16 protein-coding genes are annotated in these 18903 nt (G+C 62.2%); 11 read left to right on the top strand and 5 right to left on the bottom strand.

The window, feature by feature from the left end; genetic code table 11:
- The first annotated feature begins 108 nt into the window (after positions 1-108).
- From glnA to ntrC, 3 genes are all read left to right on the top strand, one after another.
- Positions 109-1515, top strand: a complete 1407-nt coding sequence (glnA, locus tag D906_RS07210; protein ID WP_016712462.1) for a type I glutamate--ammonia ligase — start codon at positions 109-111, stop codon at positions 1513-1515.
- A 357-nt stretch (positions 1516-1872) separates the two neighbouring features.
- Positions 1873-2958 carry a nitrogen regulation protein NR(II) gene (glnL, locus tag D906_RS07205; protein WP_016712463.1) on the top strand — a complete coding sequence of 362 codons (1086 nt, stop codon included), beginning with the start codon at positions 1873-1875 and terminating at the stop codon, positions 2956-2958.
- Positions 2955-4391 carry a nitrogen regulation protein NR(I) gene (gene ntrC / locus D906_RS07200; RefSeq protein WP_016712464.1) on the top strand — a complete coding sequence of 479 codons (1437 nt, stop codon included), beginning with the start codon at positions 2955-2957 and terminating at the stop codon, positions 4389-4391. Before glnL ends, ntrC begins: the two co-directional genes overlap by 4 nt.
- A gap of 365 nt (positions 4392-4756) precedes the next feature.
- Here the strand turns inward: ntrC and D906_RS07195 are convergent, their stop codons facing one another.
- Positions 4757-5194, bottom strand: a complete 438-nt coding sequence (locus D906_RS07195) for a hypothetical protein (protein ID WP_019098298.1) — start codon at positions 5192-5194, stop codon at positions 4757-4759.
- Here D906_RS07195 and trmL point away from each other — a divergent pair.
- Entirely contained in the window at positions 5193-5654 is a 462-nt protein-coding gene (trmL, locus tag D906_RS07190) for a tRNA (uridine(34)/cytosine(34)/5-carboxymethylaminomethyluridine(34)-2'-O)-methyltransferase TrmL (RefSeq protein WP_016712466.1), read from the top strand. The genes D906_RS07195 and trmL overlap by 2 nt on opposite strands.
- A gap of 154 nt (positions 5655-5808) precedes the next feature.
- On the opposite strand, the gene secB is transcribed toward trmL, so the two are convergent.
- From secB to D906_RS07175, 3 genes are read right to left on the bottom strand one after another with little or no spacing between them, the layout of a single operon-like run.
- The gene (gene secB / locus D906_RS07185; RefSeq protein ID WP_016712467.1) at positions 5809-6294 is read right to left on the bottom strand and encodes a protein-export chaperone SecB; all 486 of its coding nucleotides are present in this window, start codon (positions 6292-6294) and stop codon (positions 5809-5811) included.
- Between the two features lie 39 nt (positions 6295-6333).
- Positions 6334-6588 (bottom strand): glutaredoxin 3, encoded by a 255-nt coding sequence (gene grxC / locus D906_RS07180; RefSeq protein WP_003249204.1) that lies wholly within the window; start codon positions 6586-6588, stop codon positions 6334-6336.
- Position 6589: 1 nt separating this feature from the next.
- Positions 6590-7003, bottom strand: a complete 414-nt coding sequence (locus D906_RS07175; RefSeq protein ID WP_019098297.1) for a rhodanese-like domain-containing protein — start codon at positions 7001-7003, stop codon at positions 6590-6592.
- Between the two features lie 206 nt (positions 7004-7209).
- Between D906_RS07175 and gpmI the strand changes: the two genes are divergently transcribed.
- From gpmI to D906_RS07155, 4 genes are all read left to right on the top strand, one after another.
- Positions 7210-8745, top strand: a complete 1536-nt coding sequence (gene gpmI, locus D906_RS07170; protein ID WP_019098296.1) for a 2,3-bisphosphoglycerate-independent phosphoglycerate mutase — start codon at positions 7210-7212, stop codon at positions 8743-8745.
- A 141-nt stretch (positions 8746-8886) separates the two neighbouring features.
- The gene (locus D906_RS07165; protein ID WP_027614846.1) at positions 8887-10191 is read left to right on the top strand and encodes a murein hydrolase activator EnvC; all 1305 of its coding nucleotides are present in this window, start codon (positions 8887-8889) and stop codon (positions 10189-10191) included.
- Between the two features lie 78 nt (positions 10192-10269).
- A complete protein-coding gene (locus tag D906_RS07160) occupies positions 10270-11586 on the top strand; it encodes a S41 family peptidase (RefSeq protein WP_016712472.1) in 1317 nt (438 codons plus the stop codon).
- Between the two features lie 8 nt (positions 11587-11594).
- Positions 11595-12362: a divergent polysaccharide deacetylase family protein gene (locus D906_RS07155; RefSeq protein WP_025752292.1), complete on the top strand. Its 768-nt coding sequence runs from the start codon at positions 11595-11597 to the stop codon at positions 12360-12362.
- 73 nt (positions 12363-12435) lie between these two features.
- Here the strand turns inward: D906_RS07155 and D906_RS07150 are convergent, their stop codons facing one another.
- On the bottom strand, positions 12436-14382 hold the full coding sequence (locus D906_RS07150; protein ID WP_230852945.1) for a BCCT family transporter: 1947 nt from the start codon (positions 14380-14382) through the stop codon (positions 12436-12438).
- A 533-nt stretch (positions 14383-14915) separates the two neighbouring features.
- Between D906_RS07150 and betI the strand changes: the two genes are divergently transcribed.
- The 3 genes from betI (at position 14916) to betA (ending at position 18860) form a co-directional block, all read left to right on the top strand.
- Positions 14916-15572, top strand: a complete 657-nt coding sequence (gene betI, locus D906_RS07145) for a transcriptional regulator BetI (protein WP_016712476.1) — start codon at positions 14916-14918, stop codon at positions 15570-15572.
- Between the two features lie 39 nt (positions 15573-15611).
- Positions 15612-17084 (top strand): betaine-aldehyde dehydrogenase, encoded by a 1473-nt coding sequence (gene betB, locus D906_RS07140; protein ID WP_027614845.1) that lies wholly within the window; start codon positions 15612-15614, stop codon positions 17082-17084.
- A 78-nt stretch (positions 17085-17162) separates the two neighbouring features.
- Entirely contained in the window at positions 17163-18860 is a 1698-nt protein-coding gene (gene betA, locus D906_RS07135; RefSeq protein ID WP_016712478.1) for a choline dehydrogenase, read from the top strand.
- The last annotated feature ends 43 nt before the right edge of the window (positions 18861-18903 follow it).

Raw genomic sequence — 18903 nt, 5'->3', positions numbered from 1 at the left:
CAATTTGCTCCCTTGTGAGGCAGGTAAGCTTGGCCGACTATCCGCGCCCGGCAACACCCTTTTTCCAGGGCAGCGGCCCACCGCGCTCTAGACCATCCGGAGGACAACATGTCGAAGTCGGTTCAACTCATCAAAGATCATGACGTCAAGTGGATTGATCTGCGTTTCACGGACACCAAAGGCATTCAGCACCACGTGACCATGCCGTCGCGTGATGCGCTGGACGAGGACTTCTTCGAAGTCGGCAAGATGTTCGACGGTTCCTCCATCGCTGGCTGGAAAGGCATCGAAGCTTCCGACATGATCCTGATGCCGGTTGACGAAACCGCCGTGCTGGACCCGTTCACCGAAGAACCAACCCTGATCATCACCTGCGACATCGTCGACCCGTCGAGCATGCAGGGCTACGATCGTGACCCACGCGCAATCGCCAAGCGCGCCGAAGAGTACCTGAAGAGCACCGGCATCGGTGACACCGTATTCGCAGGCCCGGAGCCAGAGTTCTTCATCTTCGACGAAGTGAAGTTCCAGTCGGACATCTCCGGCTCGATGTTCAAGATCTTCTCCGAGCAAGGCTCGTGGATGACCGGTGCTGACGTGGAAGGCGGCAACAAAGGCCACCGTCCAGGCGTGAAAGGCGGCTACTTCCCGGTTCCGCCGTTCGACCACGACCACGAAATCCGTACTGCCATGTGCAACGCACTGGAAGAAATGGGTCAGACCGTTGAAGTTCACCACCACGAAGTGGCGACTGCCGGCCAGAACGAAATCGGCGTCAAGTTCAACACCCTGGTGAAGAAGGCTGACGAAGTACAAGCCCTGAAATACGTCGTGCACAACGTTGCCGACGCCTACGGCCGTACTGCCACCTTCATGCCGAAGCCACTGTACGGCGACAACGGTTCGGGCATGCACGTACACATGTCGATCTGGAAAGACGGCAAGAACACCTTCTCGGGTGAAGGCTATGCCGGCCTGTCCGACACCGCCCTGTACTTCATCGGCGGTATCATCAAGCACGGTAAGGCCCTGAACGGCTTCACCAACCCGTCGACCAACTCGTACAAGCGTCTGGTTCCAGGTTTCGAAGCCCCGGTAATGCTGGCCTACTCGGCGCGTAACCGTTCCGCCTCGATCCGTATTCCTTACGTCGGCAGCCCGAAAGCCCGCCGTATCGAAGCACGCTTCCCGGACCCATCGGCCAACCCGTACCTGGCCTTCGCGGCCCTGCTGATGGCTGGCCTGGACGGCATCCAGAACAAGATCCACCCAGGCGATGCTGCCGACAAGAACCTGTACGACCTGCCACCAGAAGAGGCCAAGGACATTCCGCAAGTGTGCGGCAGCCTGAAAGAAGCCCTGGAAGAGCTGGACAAAGGCCGTGCGTTCCTGACCAAGGGCGGCGTGTTCTCCGACGACTTCATCGATGCCTTCATCGAGCTGAAATCGGAAGAAGAGATCAAGGTCCGTACCTTCGTGCACCCGCTGGAATACGAGCTGTACTACAGCTGCTGATCTGATCGGCGCCTTGCGCCGATGACATGATCAGGAACGGCCTCCCTCGGGAGGCCGTTTTCGTTTCTGCGCCACACAGAAATCACCTCACCCACGCTATGCTCTATATTGGTGCACAACAAAGCGCCATGCCCCTATTTGCTCCCCAATCTGGTTCACATGAAACGTTTCATCCAGAGTTTCTGATCCGAATTTGCGCAGATACAGGCCTTTATCGGCAAATCCCGCTTCTTTTCGGAGCTTTGGTTTGTTTCTTGCATTTCTAGCAGGTACAGAGCTTCGCACCAGCGGGGCCACCGCACCTGGCCCTGGCCAAAGCAGTGCCAGGCAAGCGCCAAAAGAGGTCAACGACGCCTTATGACCATCAGCGATGCACAGCACCGTCTGCTTCTGGACAACCTGACCACCGCCACGTTGCTGCTCAATGCCGAGCTGCGCCTGGAGTACATGAACCCGGCTGCGGAAATGCTGCTGGCTGTCAGCGGGCAACGTAGCCATGGGCAGTTCATCAGCGAGTTGTTCACCGAGTCGACCGAAGCGCTCAGCTCGTTGCGCCAGGCGGTCGAACAGGCGCACCCGTTCACCAAGCGCGAAGCGCAGCTCACCTCGCTGACCGGGCAGACCATCACCGTCGACTACGCGGTAACACCCATCCTCAACCAGGGCCAGACCCTGCTGTTGCTGGAGGTGCACCCGCGCGACCGGCTGCTGCGTATCACCAAGGAAGAGGCCCAGCTGAGCAAGCAGGAAACCACCAAGATGCTGGTGCGCGGCCTGGCTCACGAAATCAAGAACCCCCTCGGCGGCATCCGTGGCGCGGCGCAGTTGCTGTCACGCGAATTGCCCGAGGAAGGCCTGCGCGACTACACCAACGTGATCATCGAAGAGGCCGACCGCCTGCGTAACCTGGTAGACCGCATGCTCGGCTCGAACAAGCTGCCGTCACTGGCCATGACCAACATCCACGAAGTGCTGGAGCGGGTCTGCAGCCTGGTCGAGGCCGAAAGCCAGGGTTGCATCACTTTGGTGCGCGATTACGACCCAAGCCTGCCGGACGTCCTGATCGACCGCGAGCAGATGATCCAGGCCGTCCTCAACATCGTGCGTAACGCCATGCAGGCAATCAGTTCGCAGAACGAGCTGCGCCTGGGCCGCATCACCCTGCGCAGCCGCGCCTTGCGCCAGTTCACCATCGGCCATGTGCGCCATCGTCTGGTGGCGCGGGTAGAAATCATCGACAACGGCCCGGGCATCCCGCCGGAACTGCAAGACACCCTCTTCTATCCCATGGTCAGTGGCCGCCCCGACGGTACCGGGCTGGGCCTGGCCATTACCCAGAACATCATCAGCCAGCACCAGGGCCTGATCGAGTGTGAAAGCCACGCAGGCCACACCGCCTTTTCGATCTACCTGCCTCTGGAACAAGGAGCCACCGCCTCATGAGCCGAAGTGAAACCGTATGGATTGTCGACGATGATCGCTCCATCCGCTGGGTACTGGAAAAAGCCCTGCAACAGGAAGGCATGACCACCCAGAGCTTCGACAGCGCAGATGGTGTGATGGGCCGCCTTGCACGCCAGCAACCGGACGTGATCATTTCCGACATCCGCATGCCGGGTGCCAGCGGCCTCGACCTGCTGGCACAGATTCGCGAGCAGCACCCACGCCTGCCGGTCATCATCATGACCGCTCATTCCGACCTGGACAGCGCCGTGGCGTCTTACCAGGGGGGTGCCTTCGAATACCTGCCCAAGCCGTTCGACGTGGACGAGGCTGTCTCGCTGGTCAAGCGTGCCAACCAGCATGCCCAGGAACAGCAAGGGCTGGATGTGCCACAGAACCTGGCGCGCACACCCGAAATCATCGGCGAAGCACCGGCCATGCAGGAGGTGTTCCGCGCCATCGGCCGCCTCAGCCACTCCAACATCACCGTATTGATCAACGGTGAGTCGGGTACCGGTAAAGAGCTGGTCGCCCATGCGCTGCACCGCCACAGCCCGCGTGCGGCGTCGCCGTTCATTGCCCTGAACATGGCCGCCATCCCCAAGGACTTGATGGAGTCCGAACTGTTCGGCCATGAGAAAGGCGCTTTCACGGGTGCCGCCAACCTGCGCCGGGGCCGCTTCGAGCAGGCGGATGGCGGCACGCTGTTCCTCGACGAAATCGGTGACATGCCTGCCGACACCCAGACCCGCCTGCTGCGGGTGCTGGCCGATGGCGAGTTCTATCGCGTTGGCGGCCACGTGCCGGTCAAGGTCGATGTGCGCATCATTGCCGCGACCCACCAGAACCTGGAGTCGCTGGTACAGGCCGGCAAGTTCCGCGAAGACTTGTTCCACCGCCTGAACGTGATTCGCATCCATATTCCTCGGCTGGCCGACCGCCGTGAGGACATCCCCGCCCTCGCCCGCCATTTCCTCGCCCGCGCCGCCCAGGAGCTGGCGGTGGAGCCGAAAATTCTCAAGCCGGAGACCGAAGAGTTCATCCGCAACCTGCCGTGGCCGGGCAACGTGCGGCAGATGGAGAACACTTGCCGCTGGATCACTGTGATGGCCTCCAGCCGCGAGGTGCTGATCGGCGACCTGCCGCCTGAACTGCTGAACCTGCCGCAGGATGCCGCACCGGTCACCAACTGGGAGCAGGCCTTGCGCCAGTGGGCCGACCAGGCGTTGGCACGCGGGCAGTCGAACCTGCTGGACAGCGCGGTGCCAAGCTTTGAGCGGATCATGATCGAGACGGCGCTCAAGCATACCGCCGGTCGGCGCCGGGATGCGGCGCTGTTACTGGGTTGGGGGCGTAATACCTTGACCCGCAAGATCAAGGAGCTGGGGATGAATGTCGCGGGCGGTGATGACGAGGAAGGTGACGACCACTAACTCTCGGTAATCCTGCAAGATCCCTGGGGCCGCTTTGCGGCCCCAGCCATTTCAGCCTACCGATGCACCGATCCTGTGCCCAATGCACCTCTCGAAGGCACAAATCCCCTCAAAAACCGGCCAAATACCCCTCAAAGCCCAATATTCAAGGGCTTTGCAAAATTGGCACGCCCCCTGCAATACCTAATACATACCCAGTTTCGGGGGCCCTGGTACAGGCAGGCCGGGTGAACCCCTCTTTTATTCGCAACACCGCCCGTTTTGGGGACCTCGGTACAGGCAGGCCGGGACATCCCCCCTTTACACGCAACACGCAGTACCCCTTTTGGGGACCCTGGTACAGGCAGGCCGGGATATCCCCTCTTTTATTCGTGCAGCTTCACCTGCACACGCCAACGCCCAGCGTCCTCTGTACCGGCCCACTCGCCGTGCAGGGGACGCGCGGCCACCACTGTCAGCAACAGCCCTTCCTTGCTCTCCTGCACCCGCCAGCTAACTGGCTTCCCCGCCAGGCTCAATTGCCCTTGCTGGGCCTTGCCCTGGGCCTGGAACAGCAACGCAACCGTCCCTTCCACGTTCTCGCCGTGCAGCTGCGGTTCTTCATTGAACCAAAGGTCCAGGCCGTCCTGCACCACCTCCACCTGCTGCAACACCCGCTCTTCGGGCGTTGTCAGGCGGCCAATCATCAACCCGACCATGACGCCAACGATCGCCAGCGACAGCATCATCCGTGGGAAGGCCTTCGAACGCACGTCCGGTTCAGGGGTAGAATGCCCGTCATCTTCACGCTTGGAGCCGTGCATGTTTCACGTCATCCTTTTTCAACCAGAAATTCCGCCAAATACCGGCAACATCATTCGCCTGTGCGCCAACAGCGGCTGCCACCTGCACCTGATCGAACCCATCAGCTTCGAACTGGACGACAAGCGCCTGCGCCGTGCGGGGCTGGACTACCACGAGTATGCCACGCTCAAGCGCCATGAGAGCCTGGCCGGATGCCTGGAAAGCCTGGGCAATCCACGGCTGTTCGCCTTTACCACCAAGGGCTCGCACCCGTTCCATGAAGTGGCCTATCAACCGGGTGATGCCTTCCTGTTCGGGCCAGAGAGCCGCGGGTTGCCAGCCGAGGTGCTGGACAGCTTGCCGGCTGAGCAGCGCCTGCGCCTGCCAATGCGGCCGGGGTGCCGTAGCTTGAACCTGTCGAACACTGTGGCGGTGACCGTGTATGAGGCGTGGCGGCAGAATGCGTTTGCCGGCAGTTGATGCATGGGCAGGAACGGCCTCTTCGCGGGGCAAGCCCGCTCCCACATTCAAATGTGTACGCCAAACCATTGTGGGAGCGGGCTTGCCCCGCGAAGAGGCCCGCACAGGCAATAAAAAAGCGCCCCGAGAGGCGCTTTCTTGATACCGGCAGTGATTACTGCACAGTCGGCGCAGCGCCCGCTTCCTGCATGCGTTGCAGTTCTTGCGCATACAGTGCGTCGAAGTTGACCGGCGACAGCATCAGGGCCGGGAACGAACCGCGGGTCACCAGGCTGTCCAGGGTCTCACGGGCGTACGGGAACAGGATGTTCGGGCAGAACGCACCCAGGGTGTGGCTCATCGAAGCTGCATCCAGGTTGGCGATCAGGAAGATACCGGCCTGCTGTACTTCAGCGATGAACGCCACTTCGTCACCGTTCTTGACGGTAACCGACAGGGTCAGCACCACCTCGTGGAAGTCGCCTTCCAGGGCTTTCTGCTTGGTGTTCAGGTCCAGCGCAACGCTCGGCTCCCAGCTCTGGCGGAAGATCTGCGGGCTTTTCGGGGCTTCGAACGACAGATCGCGCACGTAGATGCGCTGCAGGGAGAACTGTGGGCTGTTGTCTTCTGCAGCAGCGCCGTTGGTCTGTTGGTCAGTCATGGCAGATCCTTATCCTAATGTTTTTGAATGCAGTGCAAATCAGGCCGCCAGCAGCGCGTCGAGCTTGCCGGCGCGCTCCAGGGCATAGAGGTCATCGCATCCACCGACATGGGTGCTGCCGATCCAGATCTGCGGCACCGACGTACGGCCGGCCTTCTGGCTCATCTCGGCGCGCACCTGCGGTTTGCCGTCGACCTTGATTTCCTCGAAGGCCACGCCTTTGCTCTCAAGCAAGTACTTGGCGCGCATGCAGTAGGGGCAGTAGTCGCTGGAATAGACGATGACGGGCTTCATATCACTTCACCAGGGGCAGGTTATCGGCTTTCCAGCTGGAAACGCCACCGCTCAGTTTGGCAGCGGTGTAGCCAGCCTTGAGCAGTTCGCGGCAGTGGGTGCCGGACTGCTGGCCCATTGCGTCGACGACGATCAGGGTCTTCTCTTTGTGCTTGTCCAGCTCGCTCATGCGGGTGGCCAGCTTGTCCTGCGGAATGTTGATCGCACCGACGATGTGGCCGGCGGCATATTCCTTGGCAGTACGGATGTCGACGACCAGACCCTTGTCGGCATTGACCAGGGCGGTCAGCTGGCCGTTGCTCAGGCTCTGGCCGCCACGGCGGATTTCATTGAGCAGCAGCAGGACCAGCAGAACAACGAAGATCGCAACCAGGATGTAGTGATCTGTCGCGAATTGAATCAGGTGAGCAACCATCAGCGGTGTTCCAGGCGATTGAAAATGCCGGCCAGTATACACAGCCCCCCAGTGCCACCAAAGCCCGACAGGCCGGCCGGAAAGGTACCTTCATGTTGCTACATCGGGCGCGCTGGTCAGGCAACAGGACGAATATTCGCCGCTGGTGGCGGATTTGCCCTAAAATGCGTGTCTTTATCATCTTTGAACAACCGTGAGTTTGATTGATGACGAGTACGCCCAAACCCCTGGTCCTGATCATCCTGGATGGCTTCGGCCACAGCGAAAGCCCCGAATACAACGCCATCTACGCCGCCAACACACCGGTCTATGACCGCCTGCGCGCCAGCCAGCCGCACGGCCTCATTTCCGGTTCGGGCATGGATGTCGGCCTGCCGGACGGGCAGATGGGCAACTCCGAAGTCGGTCACATGAATCTCGGCGCCGGCCGCGTCGTGTACCAGGACTTCACCCGGGTGACCAAGGCCATCCGTGACGGCGAATTCTTCGAAAACCCTGTGCTCACCGGCGCCGTGGACAAGGCCGCCAGTGCCGGCAAGGCCGTGCACATCCTCGGCCTGCTGTCCGATGGCGGCGTACACAGCCACCAGGACCACCTGGTGGCCATGGCCGAACTGGCCGCGCAGCGCGGTGCAGAAAAAATCTACCTGCACGCCTTCCTCGATGGCCGCGACACCCCGCCGCGCAGCGCGCAGTCGTCCATCGAACTGCTCGACGCCACCTTCGCCAAGCTGGGCAAGGGCCGCATTGCCAGCCTGATCGGCCGCTACTTCGCCATGGACCGCGACAACCGCTGGGACCGCGTCAGCGCTGCCTACAACCTGATCGTCGACAGCACTGCCGAATACACCGCCGACACCGCGCTGGCTGGCCTGGAAGCGGCCTACGCACGCGACGAAAGCGACGAGTTCGTCAAGGCCACGCGCGTTGGCGAAGCGGTCAAGGTCGAAGATGGCGATGCCGTGATCTTCATGAATTTCCGCGCCGACCGTGCCCGCGAGCTGTCGCGCGTGTTCGTCGAAGCCGACTTCAACGAATTCCCGCGTGCCCGCCTGCCAAAACTGGCGGCCTACATCGGCCTGACCCAGTACTCGGCCAAAATCCCGGCCCCTGCGGCCTTCGCCCCGGCCAGCCTGCACAACGTGCTGGGCGAGTACCTGGCGAAAAACGGCAAGACCCAGCTGCGCATCGCCGAAACCGAGAAATACGCTCACGTCACCTTCTTCTTCTCCGGCGGCCGCGAAGAACCGTTCGAAGGCGAAGAACGCATCCTCATTCCATCGCCGAAGGTTGCTACCTACGACCTGCAGCCGGAGATGAGCGCACCGGAAGTGACCGACCGCATCGTCGAAGCCATCGAGCAGCAACGCTATGACGTGATCGTGGTCAACTACGCCAACGGCGACATGGTCGGCCACACGGGTGTGTTCGAGGCGGCTGTGAAAGCCGTCGAGGCCCTGGACGGCTGCGTCGGCCGCATCGTTGACGCGCTGGACAAGGTGGGCGGCGAAGCGCTGATCACCGCCGACCACGGCAACGTCGAGCAGATGGAAGACGAATGCACCGGCCAGGCGCACACCGCGCACACCACCGAGCCGGTGCCGTTCATCTATGTGGGCAAGCGCAACGTGAAAGTGCGTGATGGCGGCGTGCTGGCCGACGTGGCACCGACCATGCTGAAGCTACTGGGGCTTGAGAAGCCGGTGGAAATGACCGGCACCTCGATCCTGGTTGACGCCTGATTCGGTGGGTTGGGGCTGCAAAGCAGCCCCTTTGCACATGAATTCCGGACAAACGCCCCTCTGCACCCGCAGCGAGGCGTTTTTTTTGCCCGCCCGGGCGGGCATACTAGGCCAGTCTCCATCCTTGGTACGCCAAACCCCATGCTTCGCGCCCTGATTCTCCTAGCCCTGTCTTGCCTGCTCAGCCCGGCATTCGCCGATGAGCGTGCGCAGACCCAGCAGCAACTGGACGCCACCCGCCAGGACATTGCCGAGCTCAAGAAGACGCTGGGCAAGCTCCAGGAAGAAAAGGCCGGTGTGCAAAAGGACCTCAAAGCCACCGAGACCGACATCGGCAACCTCGAAAAACAGGTGGAGGCGCTGCAGCAAGAGCTAAAAAAGACCGAGGGCGATCTGGAGCGCCTTGATACCGAGAAAAAAAAACTCCAGAGCGCCCGCGTTGAACAACAACGGCTGATCGCCATCCAGGCCCGCTCGGCCTACCAGAACAACGGCCGCGAGGAATACCTCAAGCTGCTGCTCAACCAGCAGAACCCTGAGAAGTTCGCCCGCACCCTCACCTACTACGACTACATCAGCAAGGCGCGCCTGGAACAACTGCGCACCTTCAACGAGACCCTGCGCCAGCTGGGCAACGTCGAGCAGGAAATTGCCACCCAGCAGGAGCAGTTGCTGGCCCAGCGCGCCGACCTCGACAGCCGCCGCCAGGCCTTGGAAGCCGAGCGCGGCAAGCGCCAGCAGGTGCTGGCCAAGCTCAATGGCGACATGAAGGACCGCGACCAGAAGTTGCAGGCCCGCGAGCAGGACCAGGCCGACCTGTCCAAAGTCCTCAAGACCATCGAGGAAACCCTGGCCCGTCAGGCCCGCGAAGCCGAGGAGGCGCGCAAGAAAGCCTTGCTGGCCCAGCAGGAAGCGGAAAAACGCCGCCAGCAGGAAGCCCTGGCCGCCGCCGCCCGCGAACAGGCCAAGGAACCTGTGGAACCGCCCAAAAAGGCCCGTACCACCCTCGGCCCGATGGTTTCCAGCGATGGCGCCAACTATGGCGGCGCTTTTTCTGCCGCGCGGGGCAAACTTCCATGGCCCGTCAATGGTCGACTGCTGGCACGCTTTGGTGATGCCCGCGGCAGCGATGCCCGTGCCAAATGGGACGGGGTGATGATCAGCGCCAACCCAGGCACCCAGGTACGTGCGGTGCACGGCGGGCGTGTAGTGTTCGCCGACTGGTTGCGCGGTGCGGGGCTTCTGGTCATTCTCGACCATGGCAACGGTTACCTGAGCCTGTACGGCCACAACCAGAGCCTGCTCAAGAGCGCCGGTGATATCGTCAAGGCCGGTGAAGCCATTTCCACCGTTGGCGACAGCGGCGGCCAGGACGCGGCAGGCTTGTACTTCGCCATCCGCCAGCAGGGCCGCCCGACCGACCCTTCGCAGTGGTGCCGGGGCTAGTCAAATTTCTACGGCGTAGCCTGAGTGCTGCGCCGATGCTCCCCAGGGAGCGCTTACAGGATCAGGAGTTCGTTCGACATGCTGCACTCGCCTCGTCTCACCCAGCTGGCCTTGTCCATCGCCCTGGCGGTCGGTGCGCCCCTGGCCATCGCTGCCGAGCCGGCCAAGGCCGCCGCAGTGCCTGCCACCGAGGTCACGGCCAAGGCGCCACTGCCGCTGGAAGAGCTGCGCACCTTCGCCGAGGTCATGGACCGCATCAAGGCGGCCTATGTAGAGCCAGTGGACGACAAGACCCTGCTGGAAAACGCCATCAAAGGCATGCTCAGCAACCTTGACCCGCACTCGGCCTACCTCGGCCCCGAGGACTTCCAGGAGCTGCAGGAAAGCACCAGCGGCGAGTTCGGCGGGCTGGGCATCGAAGTGGGCCAGGAAGACGGCTTCATCAAGGTGGTCTCGCCTATTGATGACACCCCGGCCTCCCGGGCTGGCGTGCAGGCCGGCGACCTGATCGTCAAGATCAACGGCGCCCCCACCCGCGGCCAGACCATGACCGAAGCGGTCGACAAGATGCGCGGCAAGGTTGGCGAAAAAATCACCCTGACCCTGGTGCGCGACGGCGGCAACCCGTTTGACGTGACCCTGGCCCGCGCGGTCATTCAGGTCAAGAGCGTGAAGAGCCAGCTGCTGGAAAACGACTACGGCTACATCCGTATCACCCAGTTCCAGGTCAAGACCGGCGACGAAGTGGGCAAGGCCCTGGCCAAGCTGCGCAAGGACAACGGCAAGAAGCTGCGCGGCGTTGTGCTGGACCTGCGCAACAACCCGGGCGGCGTACTGCAATCGGCGGTGGAAGTGGCCGACCACTTCCTGACCAAGGGCCTGATCGTCTACACCAAAGGCCGCATCGCCAACTCCGAACTGCGCTTCTCCGCCGACCCGGCGGACGCCAGCGAAGGCGTGCCACTGGTGGTGCTGATCAACGGCGGCAGTGCCTCGGCCTCCGAGATTGTCGCCGGCGCCCTGCAGGACCAAAAACGCGCTGTGCTGATGGGTACCGACAGCTTTGGCAAAGGCTCGGTGCAGACCGTGTTGCCGCTGGCCAACGACCGCGCCCTGAAGCTCACCACCGCGCTGTACTTCACCCCCAATGGCCGCTCGATCCAGGCCCAGGGCATCGTCCCCGATATCGAAGTGCGCCCGGCCAAGCTCACCGCCGAAGTCGACACCGACAATTTCAAGGAAGCCGACCTGCAGGGCCACCTGGGCAACGGCAACGGCGGCGCCGACCGCCCGACCGGCAGCAGCAAGCGCAAAGAGCGCCCACAGGATGACGACTTCCAGTTGAGCCAGGCGCTGAGCCTGCTCAAAGGGCTGAACATCACCTCAGGCAAGTGATTCACCCTATGCGGTATCTGCTGTGTCTGTTGTTCTGCCTGTTGGCCGGGATCGCGCAAGCGGCACCGGCCAACAAGGCCTACATGAGCATCATCATCGACGACCTGGGCCAGAGCACCGAGCGGGACAGCCGCACCCTCGCCCTGCCCGGCCCGGTGACCATGGCGATCATGCCCGACACCCCGCATGCCAGCGATTTCGCTCGTCAGGCACACAAAGCTGGCAAGACGGTGATCCTGCACATGCCGATGGACCCTGCGACCGGTCCCTATGCCTGGCATCCCGAGTTGCCGCTGCCGGTCCTGGCCAACAGGTTGGATGCAGCCTTGGCCAAGGTGCCATTCGCCGCCGGCATCAACAACCACATGGGCAGCCGGATGACCGCACAGCGTGATGCCATGATCTGGTTGATGGGTGAGTTGCAACAACGTCACCTGTTCTTCGTCGACAGCCGCACCAGCGCGGCCACCGTAGCGGCTGCCGAAGCCCAGCGCATCGGCCTGGCCCACGTTTCGCGTGATGTGTTCCTCGACGATGTGCGCACTACCGAGGCCATCAGCGGGCAGTTGCAGCAAGGCATCGCCCTGGCGCGCAAGCAGGGTTCGGCTGTGTTGATCGGGCACCCTTATCCTCAGACTCTCGATGTGCTGGAGCGGGCACTGCCACAGCTCAGAGGCCAAGGCATCGAACTGATCAAGCTCAGCCAGATGATTGCCCTGCGAAGCAACCAAGCGATGCCTGGGCATGGCAAGAATGGCCGCTACACCAATCGCTGAGAAGCAGGGGCTACAACGCGGCCCAATAAAAAACCCGCTCAGGTGAGCGGGTTTTCTTTTACCTCAACAGCCATCAGCTATACACACGCCCCAACAGCTGGCGGTGGCTTTCGAACTGGTCCAGCACATCACGCACGATCTGCTCCGGCGCAAAGCCCATCAGGTCGTACTCCTGGCTGCCGTCGTGCAAATACACCTCGGCACGGTAGAAGCGCTGGCGCACTTCCGGCTCGCCTTCCACCGGCGCCTCGCTCGGCGCGGCCATGTAGCCGTCCAGGCTGACTTCGTAAACGAACGGGTTACCCTCGTCCATCATCACCCGCAGGCCCATCATGTTGCGCGACTGGCCAACACGGGTTTCCACTTCGAAGCCCAGGGTTTGCAGCTGCGCGGCCGCTTCTTTCAGCGCCGGGCTAACCTGCTTGTCCATGAAGCGCTGCACCACGGCCTGGGTCGGCTGCAGTTCCAGCTGGGTGAGGCGCTCGCTGAAGCCGCGACGGCCACGGGCGGCCAGCTCGGCGCGCTCGCTTTCCACCGCCACGTCCTGCTTCATGGCCTTGTACAGACCGAACATGAACAGCACCAGCACCACCGAGAACGGCAGGCCCGCCAGCACCACCATGGTCTGCATGGCTTCGAAGTTACCGGCAAACAGCAGGCCGATGGTGACCAGGGTGATAACCACCGACCAGAACACCACCATCCAGTGCGGGGCGTCTTCGTCGACCTTGCCGCCTTTGCACGACAAGTTGGCCATCATCACCGCGCCGGAGTCGGCCGGGGTGAGGAACAGCACGAAGCCCACGAACACCGCTACACCGATCACGATCTTGGCCGCCGGGAAGTATTCCAGCAGCTGGTAGATCGACATTGACGGTTGTTCCAGCGCGGTCTTGCCCAGCTCCACGGCGCCCTGGTTGATCACCAGGTCCAGCGCGGTGTTGCCGAAGATCGACAGCCAGGCCAGGGTAAAGCCCAGCGGGATCAGCAGCACGCCCATCACCAGTTGGCGCACGGTGCGGCCCTTGGAGATACGGGCAATGAACATGCCGACGAACGGGCCCCAGGAAATCCACCAGGCCCAGTAGAACACGGTCCACAGGCCCAGCCAGCGCTCGGACTTGCCCGCCTCGCCTTCATACACATACAGGTCGAAGGTTTTCAGCACGATGCCGTTCAGGTAGTCACCGATGTTCTGCACGAAGCCGTTGAGCAGGTGCAGTGTTTCACCACCCAGCAGTACGAAGATCAGCAGGCCGCTGAACAGCATGATGTTCAGGTTGGACAGGCGGCGAATGCCGTTCTCCACACCCGACACCGCCGCCACGGTGGCCACACCGGCCATGACCAGGATCACCACCAGCAGGTTGGTCTTGCTGTGGTCCATGCCGAACAGGTATTCCAGGCCGGAGGACACCTGCATCGACCCGATCCCCAGGTTGGTCACCAGGCCCAGCAGGGTCACGAACATGCCGAAGATGTCCACGGCGTTGCCGGCAGCACCCTTGACCCAACGCTCACCCACCAGCGGGTACAGCGCCGAGCGCAGTGCCAGCGGCTGGTTGTGGCGGTAGGCGAAGTAACCCACGGCCAGGCCAACCAGGGCATAGATCGCCCAGCCGTGCAGGCCCCAGTGCAGGAAGGTAAGTTGCAGGCCCTGGCGCGCAGCTTCGAGGCTGGCTGGGGTGCCTTCCGGTGGGTTGAAGTAGTGGTCCAGCGGTTCGGACGCGCCGAAGTACAGCAGCGAAATACCGATACCGGACGAGAACAGCATGCCGGCCCAGGCGCCGTAGCTGAAGTCCGGCTGGTCGTCCTTGCCCCCCAGCTTGAGGCTGCCGTAGTCGGAGAAGGCCAGGTAGACGACAAACAGCAGGTAACCGCAGATCACCAGCATGTAGTACCAGCCAAAGGTGCGCGTCAGCCATTTCTGGGCCACGCCCAGCACCTGGCCGGCGGTTTCGGGTACAGCGATCAGCAAGGCAGTCAGAACAAGGATCATCAGCGCGGAGGTGAAGAACACCACGCGGTTGACCCGTACCCTCTCGGCGGGGGGCTTGGTAAGTGAGGCAGAACTCATTGCACGAATGCTCCGGGCAGTGCGGCTGTGGAGGCTAATCAGTCTTTCCCGAGCAATTGGTGGAATATCCCCACTGCATCAGGTGTTATAAAAGCACCCTGGAAACCGTGATCCCGAATCGATACGTTGCAAAAAAACAGACAGGTGGCCTGCTGAAAAAGCCACACCTCGGCAGAGGTGCGCGCATTCGTCACAGATCACCCCGCCCGCTCCAAGGGCCTGTCGCAGGGCCAGTGACCGTACGGCAGAATCTGCATTTCGCATCGCTCATGCCCGTCAACGCCTTGTATTCCGGGGGTTACGCGATTTCCTGGGGTGTCAACTCGTGCCTTCTCGACCGCCTGAAAAACTGTCAATGGCACAAATTGTCGCAGAGCTTATTCTTTATTGATTGAACGTTCAATCAAAACAAAATAGACTGGCCTTCGCCGAGTCAGCCGCCCGTCGTCTGCTCGCAGGCCTGAGGAGATAGCAAGATGCCCAAGGTCGGTATGCAACCCATCCGCCGCCAGCAGTTGATCGAAGCCACGTTACAGGCGGTCGATCAGGTCGGTCTGGGGGACGCCAGCATTGCGCTGATTGCCCGTTTGGCCGGTGTGTCGAACGGCATCATCAGTCACTACTTTCGGGACAAGAACGGCCTGATTGCAGCGACGATGGGCTACATCATGAACATGCTCAACGAAGGTGTTCGAGCACGTCGCCAGGCCCTGAAGGACGACAGCCCGCGCGCCCACCTGAAAGTGATCATCGAGGGCAACTTCGATGCCAGCCAGGTGAACGGCCCGGCAATGAAAACCTGGTTGGCCTTCTGGGCTTCCAGCATGCACCAGCCCGATTTGCACAGGTTGCAGCGGATCAACGACCACCGCTTGTATTCCAACCTGTGCTGCCAGTTCCGCCGCGCCTTGCCGCTCTACCATGCGCGCAAGGCAGCCCGCGGCCTGGCAGCTTTGATCGATGGCCTGTGGCTGCGTGGTGCCCTGTCGGGTGATGCATTCGACACCGACCAGGCGATACGGATTGCTTACGAATACATGGATCTACAACTGGCTAAACAGCACACCCTGGGTACAAACGACCAGGCCGCTGAACAACCGCGCACGGCCCTTGCCAACCCGGCTGGAGCGTGACGCGCAAGCCAAACCACACACTGCACTTGCGAGGACACTATGGCCCGTTTCGGAACGCAAAAACTCTACATTGATGGCGCTTACGTCGACGCTGGCAGCGATGCCACCTTCGAAGCCATCAACCCGGCCACCGGCGAAGTCCTCGCCCACGTACAGCGTGCCACCCAGGCTGACGTCGAGAAGGCTGTGGAAAGCGCCGAGCGCGGCCAGAAAGTCTGGGCAGCGATGACTGCCATGCAGCGTTCGCGCATCCTGCGCCGCGCCGTCGACATCCTGCGCGAGCGCAACGACGAGCTGGCCATGCTGGAAACCCTGGACACCGGCAAGTCGTACTCCGAAACCCGCTACGTCGACATCGTCACCGGCGCCGACGTGCTGGAATACTACGCAGGCCTGGTACCGGCCATCGAAGGTGAGCAGATCCCGCTGCGCGAATCGTCCTTCGTCTACACCCGTCGCGAGCCGCTGGGCGTCACCGTGGGTATCGGTGCCTGGAACTACCCGATCCAGATCGCCCTGTGGAAGTCCGCCCCGGCCTTGGCCGCTGGCAACGCGATGATCTTCAAGCCGTCGGAAGTCACCTCGCTGACCACCCTGAAACTGGCCGAGATCTACACCGAGGCCGGCCTGCCAAACGGCGTGTTCAACGTCCTGACCGGCAGCGGCCGCGAAGTCGGCACCTGGCTGACCGAGCACCCACGCATTGAAAAAGTGTCCTTCACCGGCGGCACCACCACCGGCAAGAAGGTCATGGCCAGCGCCTCCAGCTCGTCGCTGAAGGAAGTGACCATGGAACTGGGCGGCAAGTCGCCCCTGATCATCTGCGCCGACGCCGACCTGGACAAGGCTGCCGACATCGCCATGATGGCCAACTTCTACAGCTCGGGCCAAGTGTGCACCAACGGCACCCGCGTGTTCATCCCTGCCGAGATGAAAGCGGCTTTCGAAGCCAAGATCGCCGAGCGCGTTGCCCGCATTCGTGTTGGCAACCCAGAAGACGAAAACACCAACTTCGGCCCGCTGGTCAGCTTCCCGCACATGGAAAACGTGCTGGGCTACATCGCCAAGGGCAAAGAAGAAGGTGCCCGCGTGCTGTGCGGCGGCGAACGTCTGACTGCCGGTGACTTCGCCAAGGGCGCCTTCGTGGCCCCGACCGTGTTCACCGACTGCACCGACGACATGACCATCGTCAAGGAAGAAATCTTCGGCCCGGTGATGAGCATCCTCACCTACGAAACCGAAGAAGAAGTGATCCGTCGTGCCAACGACACCGAGTACGGCCTGGCCGCCGGTGTGTGCACCAACGACATCACCCGCGCCCACCGCATCATCCACAAGCTGGAAGCCGGTATCTGCTGGATCAACGCCTGGGGCGAATCGCCGGCCGAAATGCCGGTCGGTGGCTACAAGCAGTCGGGCGTCGGCCGTGAGAACGGCGTCAGCTCGCTGGCTCAATACACCCGCATCAAGTCGGTCCAGGTCGAGTTGGGCGGCTACAACTCGGTCTTCTAAGGCCCAGTCCAGCCACGCCCGTGCCGCTGCGCACGGGCGTTCCCGCTCCCTGATCACCGCCAACACGAGGGTACTTTCATGTCCCAAGAATTCGATTACATCATCGTCGGCGCAGGCTCCGCCGGTAACACCCTGGCGACCCGCCTGACCGAAGACGCCGGCGTTACCGTACTGCTGCTGGAAGCCGGTGGCCCCGACTACCGCTTCGACTTCCGCACCCAGATGCCAGCCGCACTGGCTTTCCCGCTGCAGGGCCGCCGCTACAACTGGGCCTACGAGACCGACCCGGAGCCGTACATGGACGGCCGCCGCATGGAATGTGGCCGCGGCAAGGGCCTGGGCGGCTCGTCGCTGATCAACGGCATGTGCTACATCCGCGGTAACGCCATGGACTTCGACGGCTGGGCAGAACTGCCAGGCCTGGAAGACTGGACCTACCTGGACTGCCTGCCGTACTTCCGTAAAGCCGAAACCCGCGACATCGGCCCGAACGACTATCACGGCGGCGAAGGCCCGGTCAGCGTGACCACGCCAAAAGCGGGCAACAACCCGCTGTTCCACGCCATGATCGAAGCCGGCGTGCAGGCCGGTTACCCGCGCACCGAAGACCTCAACGGCTACCAGCAGGAAGGCTTCGGTCCCATGGACCGTACCGTGACCAAGAACGGCCGCCGTTCCAGCACCGCCCGTGGCTACCTGGACCAGGCCAAGAAGCGCCCGAACCTGACCATCGTCACCCACGCCCTGAGTGACCGCGTGCTGTTCGACGGCAAGCGCGCCGTTGGCGTGACCTACCTGGTCGGCGACAGCGAAGAGCGCGTTGAAGCCCGTGCGCGCAAGGAAGTGATCGTCAGCTCCGGCGCCATCGCTTCGCCGCAACTGCTGCAACGTTCCGGCGTCGGCCCGCGTGCCCTGCTGGAAAGCCTCGACATCCCGGTAGTGCACGACCTGCCGGGCGTTGGCGAAAACCTGCAGGACCACCTGGAGCTATACCTGCAGTACGCCTGCACCCAGCCGGTGTCGCTGTACCCCTCGCTGCTGTGGTGGAACCAGCCGGCCATCGGTGCCGAGTGGATGTTCAACGGCACCGGCATCGGCGCCAGCAACCAGTTCGAGGCTGGCGGTTTCATCCGTACCCGCCCTGAATTCAAATGGCCGAACATTCAGTACCACTTCCTGCCAGTGGCCATTAACTACAACGGCTCCAATGGCGTGAAGGAACATGGTTTCCAGGCGCACATGGGTTCCATGCGCTCCCCTGCCCGCGGCCGCATCCAGGTCAAATCGAAGGACCCGCGCCAACACCCGAGCATCCTGTTCAATTACATGTCCACCGAGCAGGACTGGCAGGAATTCCGTGACGGCATCCGCCTGACCCGTGAAATCATGGCCCAGCCGGCGCTGGACCCGTACCGTGGCCGCGAAATCAGCCCGGGCGCCCACGTGCAAACCGACGAAGAACTGGACAAGTTCATCCGCGAGCACGCCGAAACTGCCTTCCACCCGTCCTGCTCGTGCAAGATGGGCACCGATGACATGGCAGTGGTCGACGGCGAAGGCCGTGTGCACGGCATGAAGGGCCTGCGCGTGGTCGATGCGTCGATCATGCCGCTGATCATCACCGGCAACCTCAACGCCACCACGATCATGATCGCCGAGAAAATCTCGGACAAGATCCGTGGACGCAAGCCGCTGCCGCGCAGCACCGCCAAATACTACGTGGCGGGCGATGCACCGGTGAAGGGCAAGCCGATGCGTGAAGTGAAGCAAGGCTGACAGCAGTACTAATGGGGCTGCTTTGCAGCCCCAAATCACTTGA

It is taken from the genome of Pseudomonas sp. LAIL14HWK12:I1 (assembly GCF_003202095.1).
Taxonomy (GTDB): Bacteria; Pseudomonadota; Gammaproteobacteria; order Pseudomonadales; family Pseudomonadaceae; genus Aquipseudomonas; species Aquipseudomonas monteilii.
Note: the sequence above shows the minus strand (reverse complement) of the source record. Positions and strands in the feature narration are given on the sequence as shown.

What these genes read in the sequence shown, in the direction of transcription:
- glnA (WP_016712462.1), top strand. Translation starts at nt 109, where the DNA reads ATGTCGAAGTCGGTTCAACTCATCAAAGATCATGACGTCAAGTGGATT.
- glnL (WP_016712463.1), top strand. Translation starts at nt 1,873, where the DNA reads ATGACCATCAGCGATGCACAGCACCGTCTGCTTCTGGACAACCTGACC.
- ntrC (WP_016712464.1), top strand. Translation starts at nt 2,955, where the DNA reads ATGAGCCGAAGTGAAACCGTATGGATTGTCGACGATGATCGCTCCATC.
- trmL (WP_016712466.1), top strand. Translation starts at nt 5,193, where the DNA reads ATGTTTCACGTCATCCTTTTTCAACCAGAAATTCCGCCAAATACCGGC.
- D906_RS07195 (WP_019098298.1), bottom strand. Translation starts at nt 5,194, where the DNA reads ATGCACGGCTCCAAGCGTGAAGATGACGGGCATTCTACCCCTGAACCG.
- secB (WP_016712467.1), bottom strand. Translation starts at nt 6,294, where the DNA reads ATGACTGACCAACAGACCAACGGCGCTGCTGCAGAAGACAACAGCCCA.
- grxC (WP_003249204.1), bottom strand. Translation starts at nt 6,588, where the DNA reads ATGAAGCCCGTCATCGTCTATTCCAGCGACTACTGCCCCTACTGCATG.
- D906_RS07175 (WP_019098297.1), bottom strand. Translation starts at nt 7,003, where the DNA reads ATGGTTGCTCACCTGATTCAATTCGCGACAGATCACTACATCCTGGTT.
- gpmI (WP_019098296.1), top strand. Translation starts at nt 7,210, where the DNA reads ATGACGAGTACGCCCAAACCCCTGGTCCTGATCATCCTGGATGGCTTC.
- D906_RS07165 (WP_027614846.1), top strand. Translation starts at nt 8,887, where the DNA reads ATGCTTCGCGCCCTGATTCTCCTAGCCCTGTCTTGCCTGCTCAGCCCG.
- D906_RS07160 (WP_016712472.1), top strand. Translation starts at nt 10,270, where the DNA reads ATGCTGCACTCGCCTCGTCTCACCCAGCTGGCCTTGTCCATCGCCCTG.
- D906_RS07155 (WP_025752292.1), top strand. Translation starts at nt 11,595, where the DNA reads ATGCGGTATCTGCTGTGTCTGTTGTTCTGCCTGTTGGCCGGGATCGCG.
- betI (WP_016712476.1), top strand. Translation starts at nt 14,916, where the DNA reads ATGCCCAAGGTCGGTATGCAACCCATCCGCCGCCAGCAGTTGATCGAA.
- betB (WP_027614845.1), top strand. Translation starts at nt 15,612, where the DNA reads ATGGCCCGTTTCGGAACGCAAAAACTCTACATTGATGGCGCTTACGTC.
- betA (WP_016712478.1), top strand. Translation starts at nt 17,163, where the DNA reads ATGTCCCAAGAATTCGATTACATCATCGTCGGCGCAGGCTCCGCCGGT.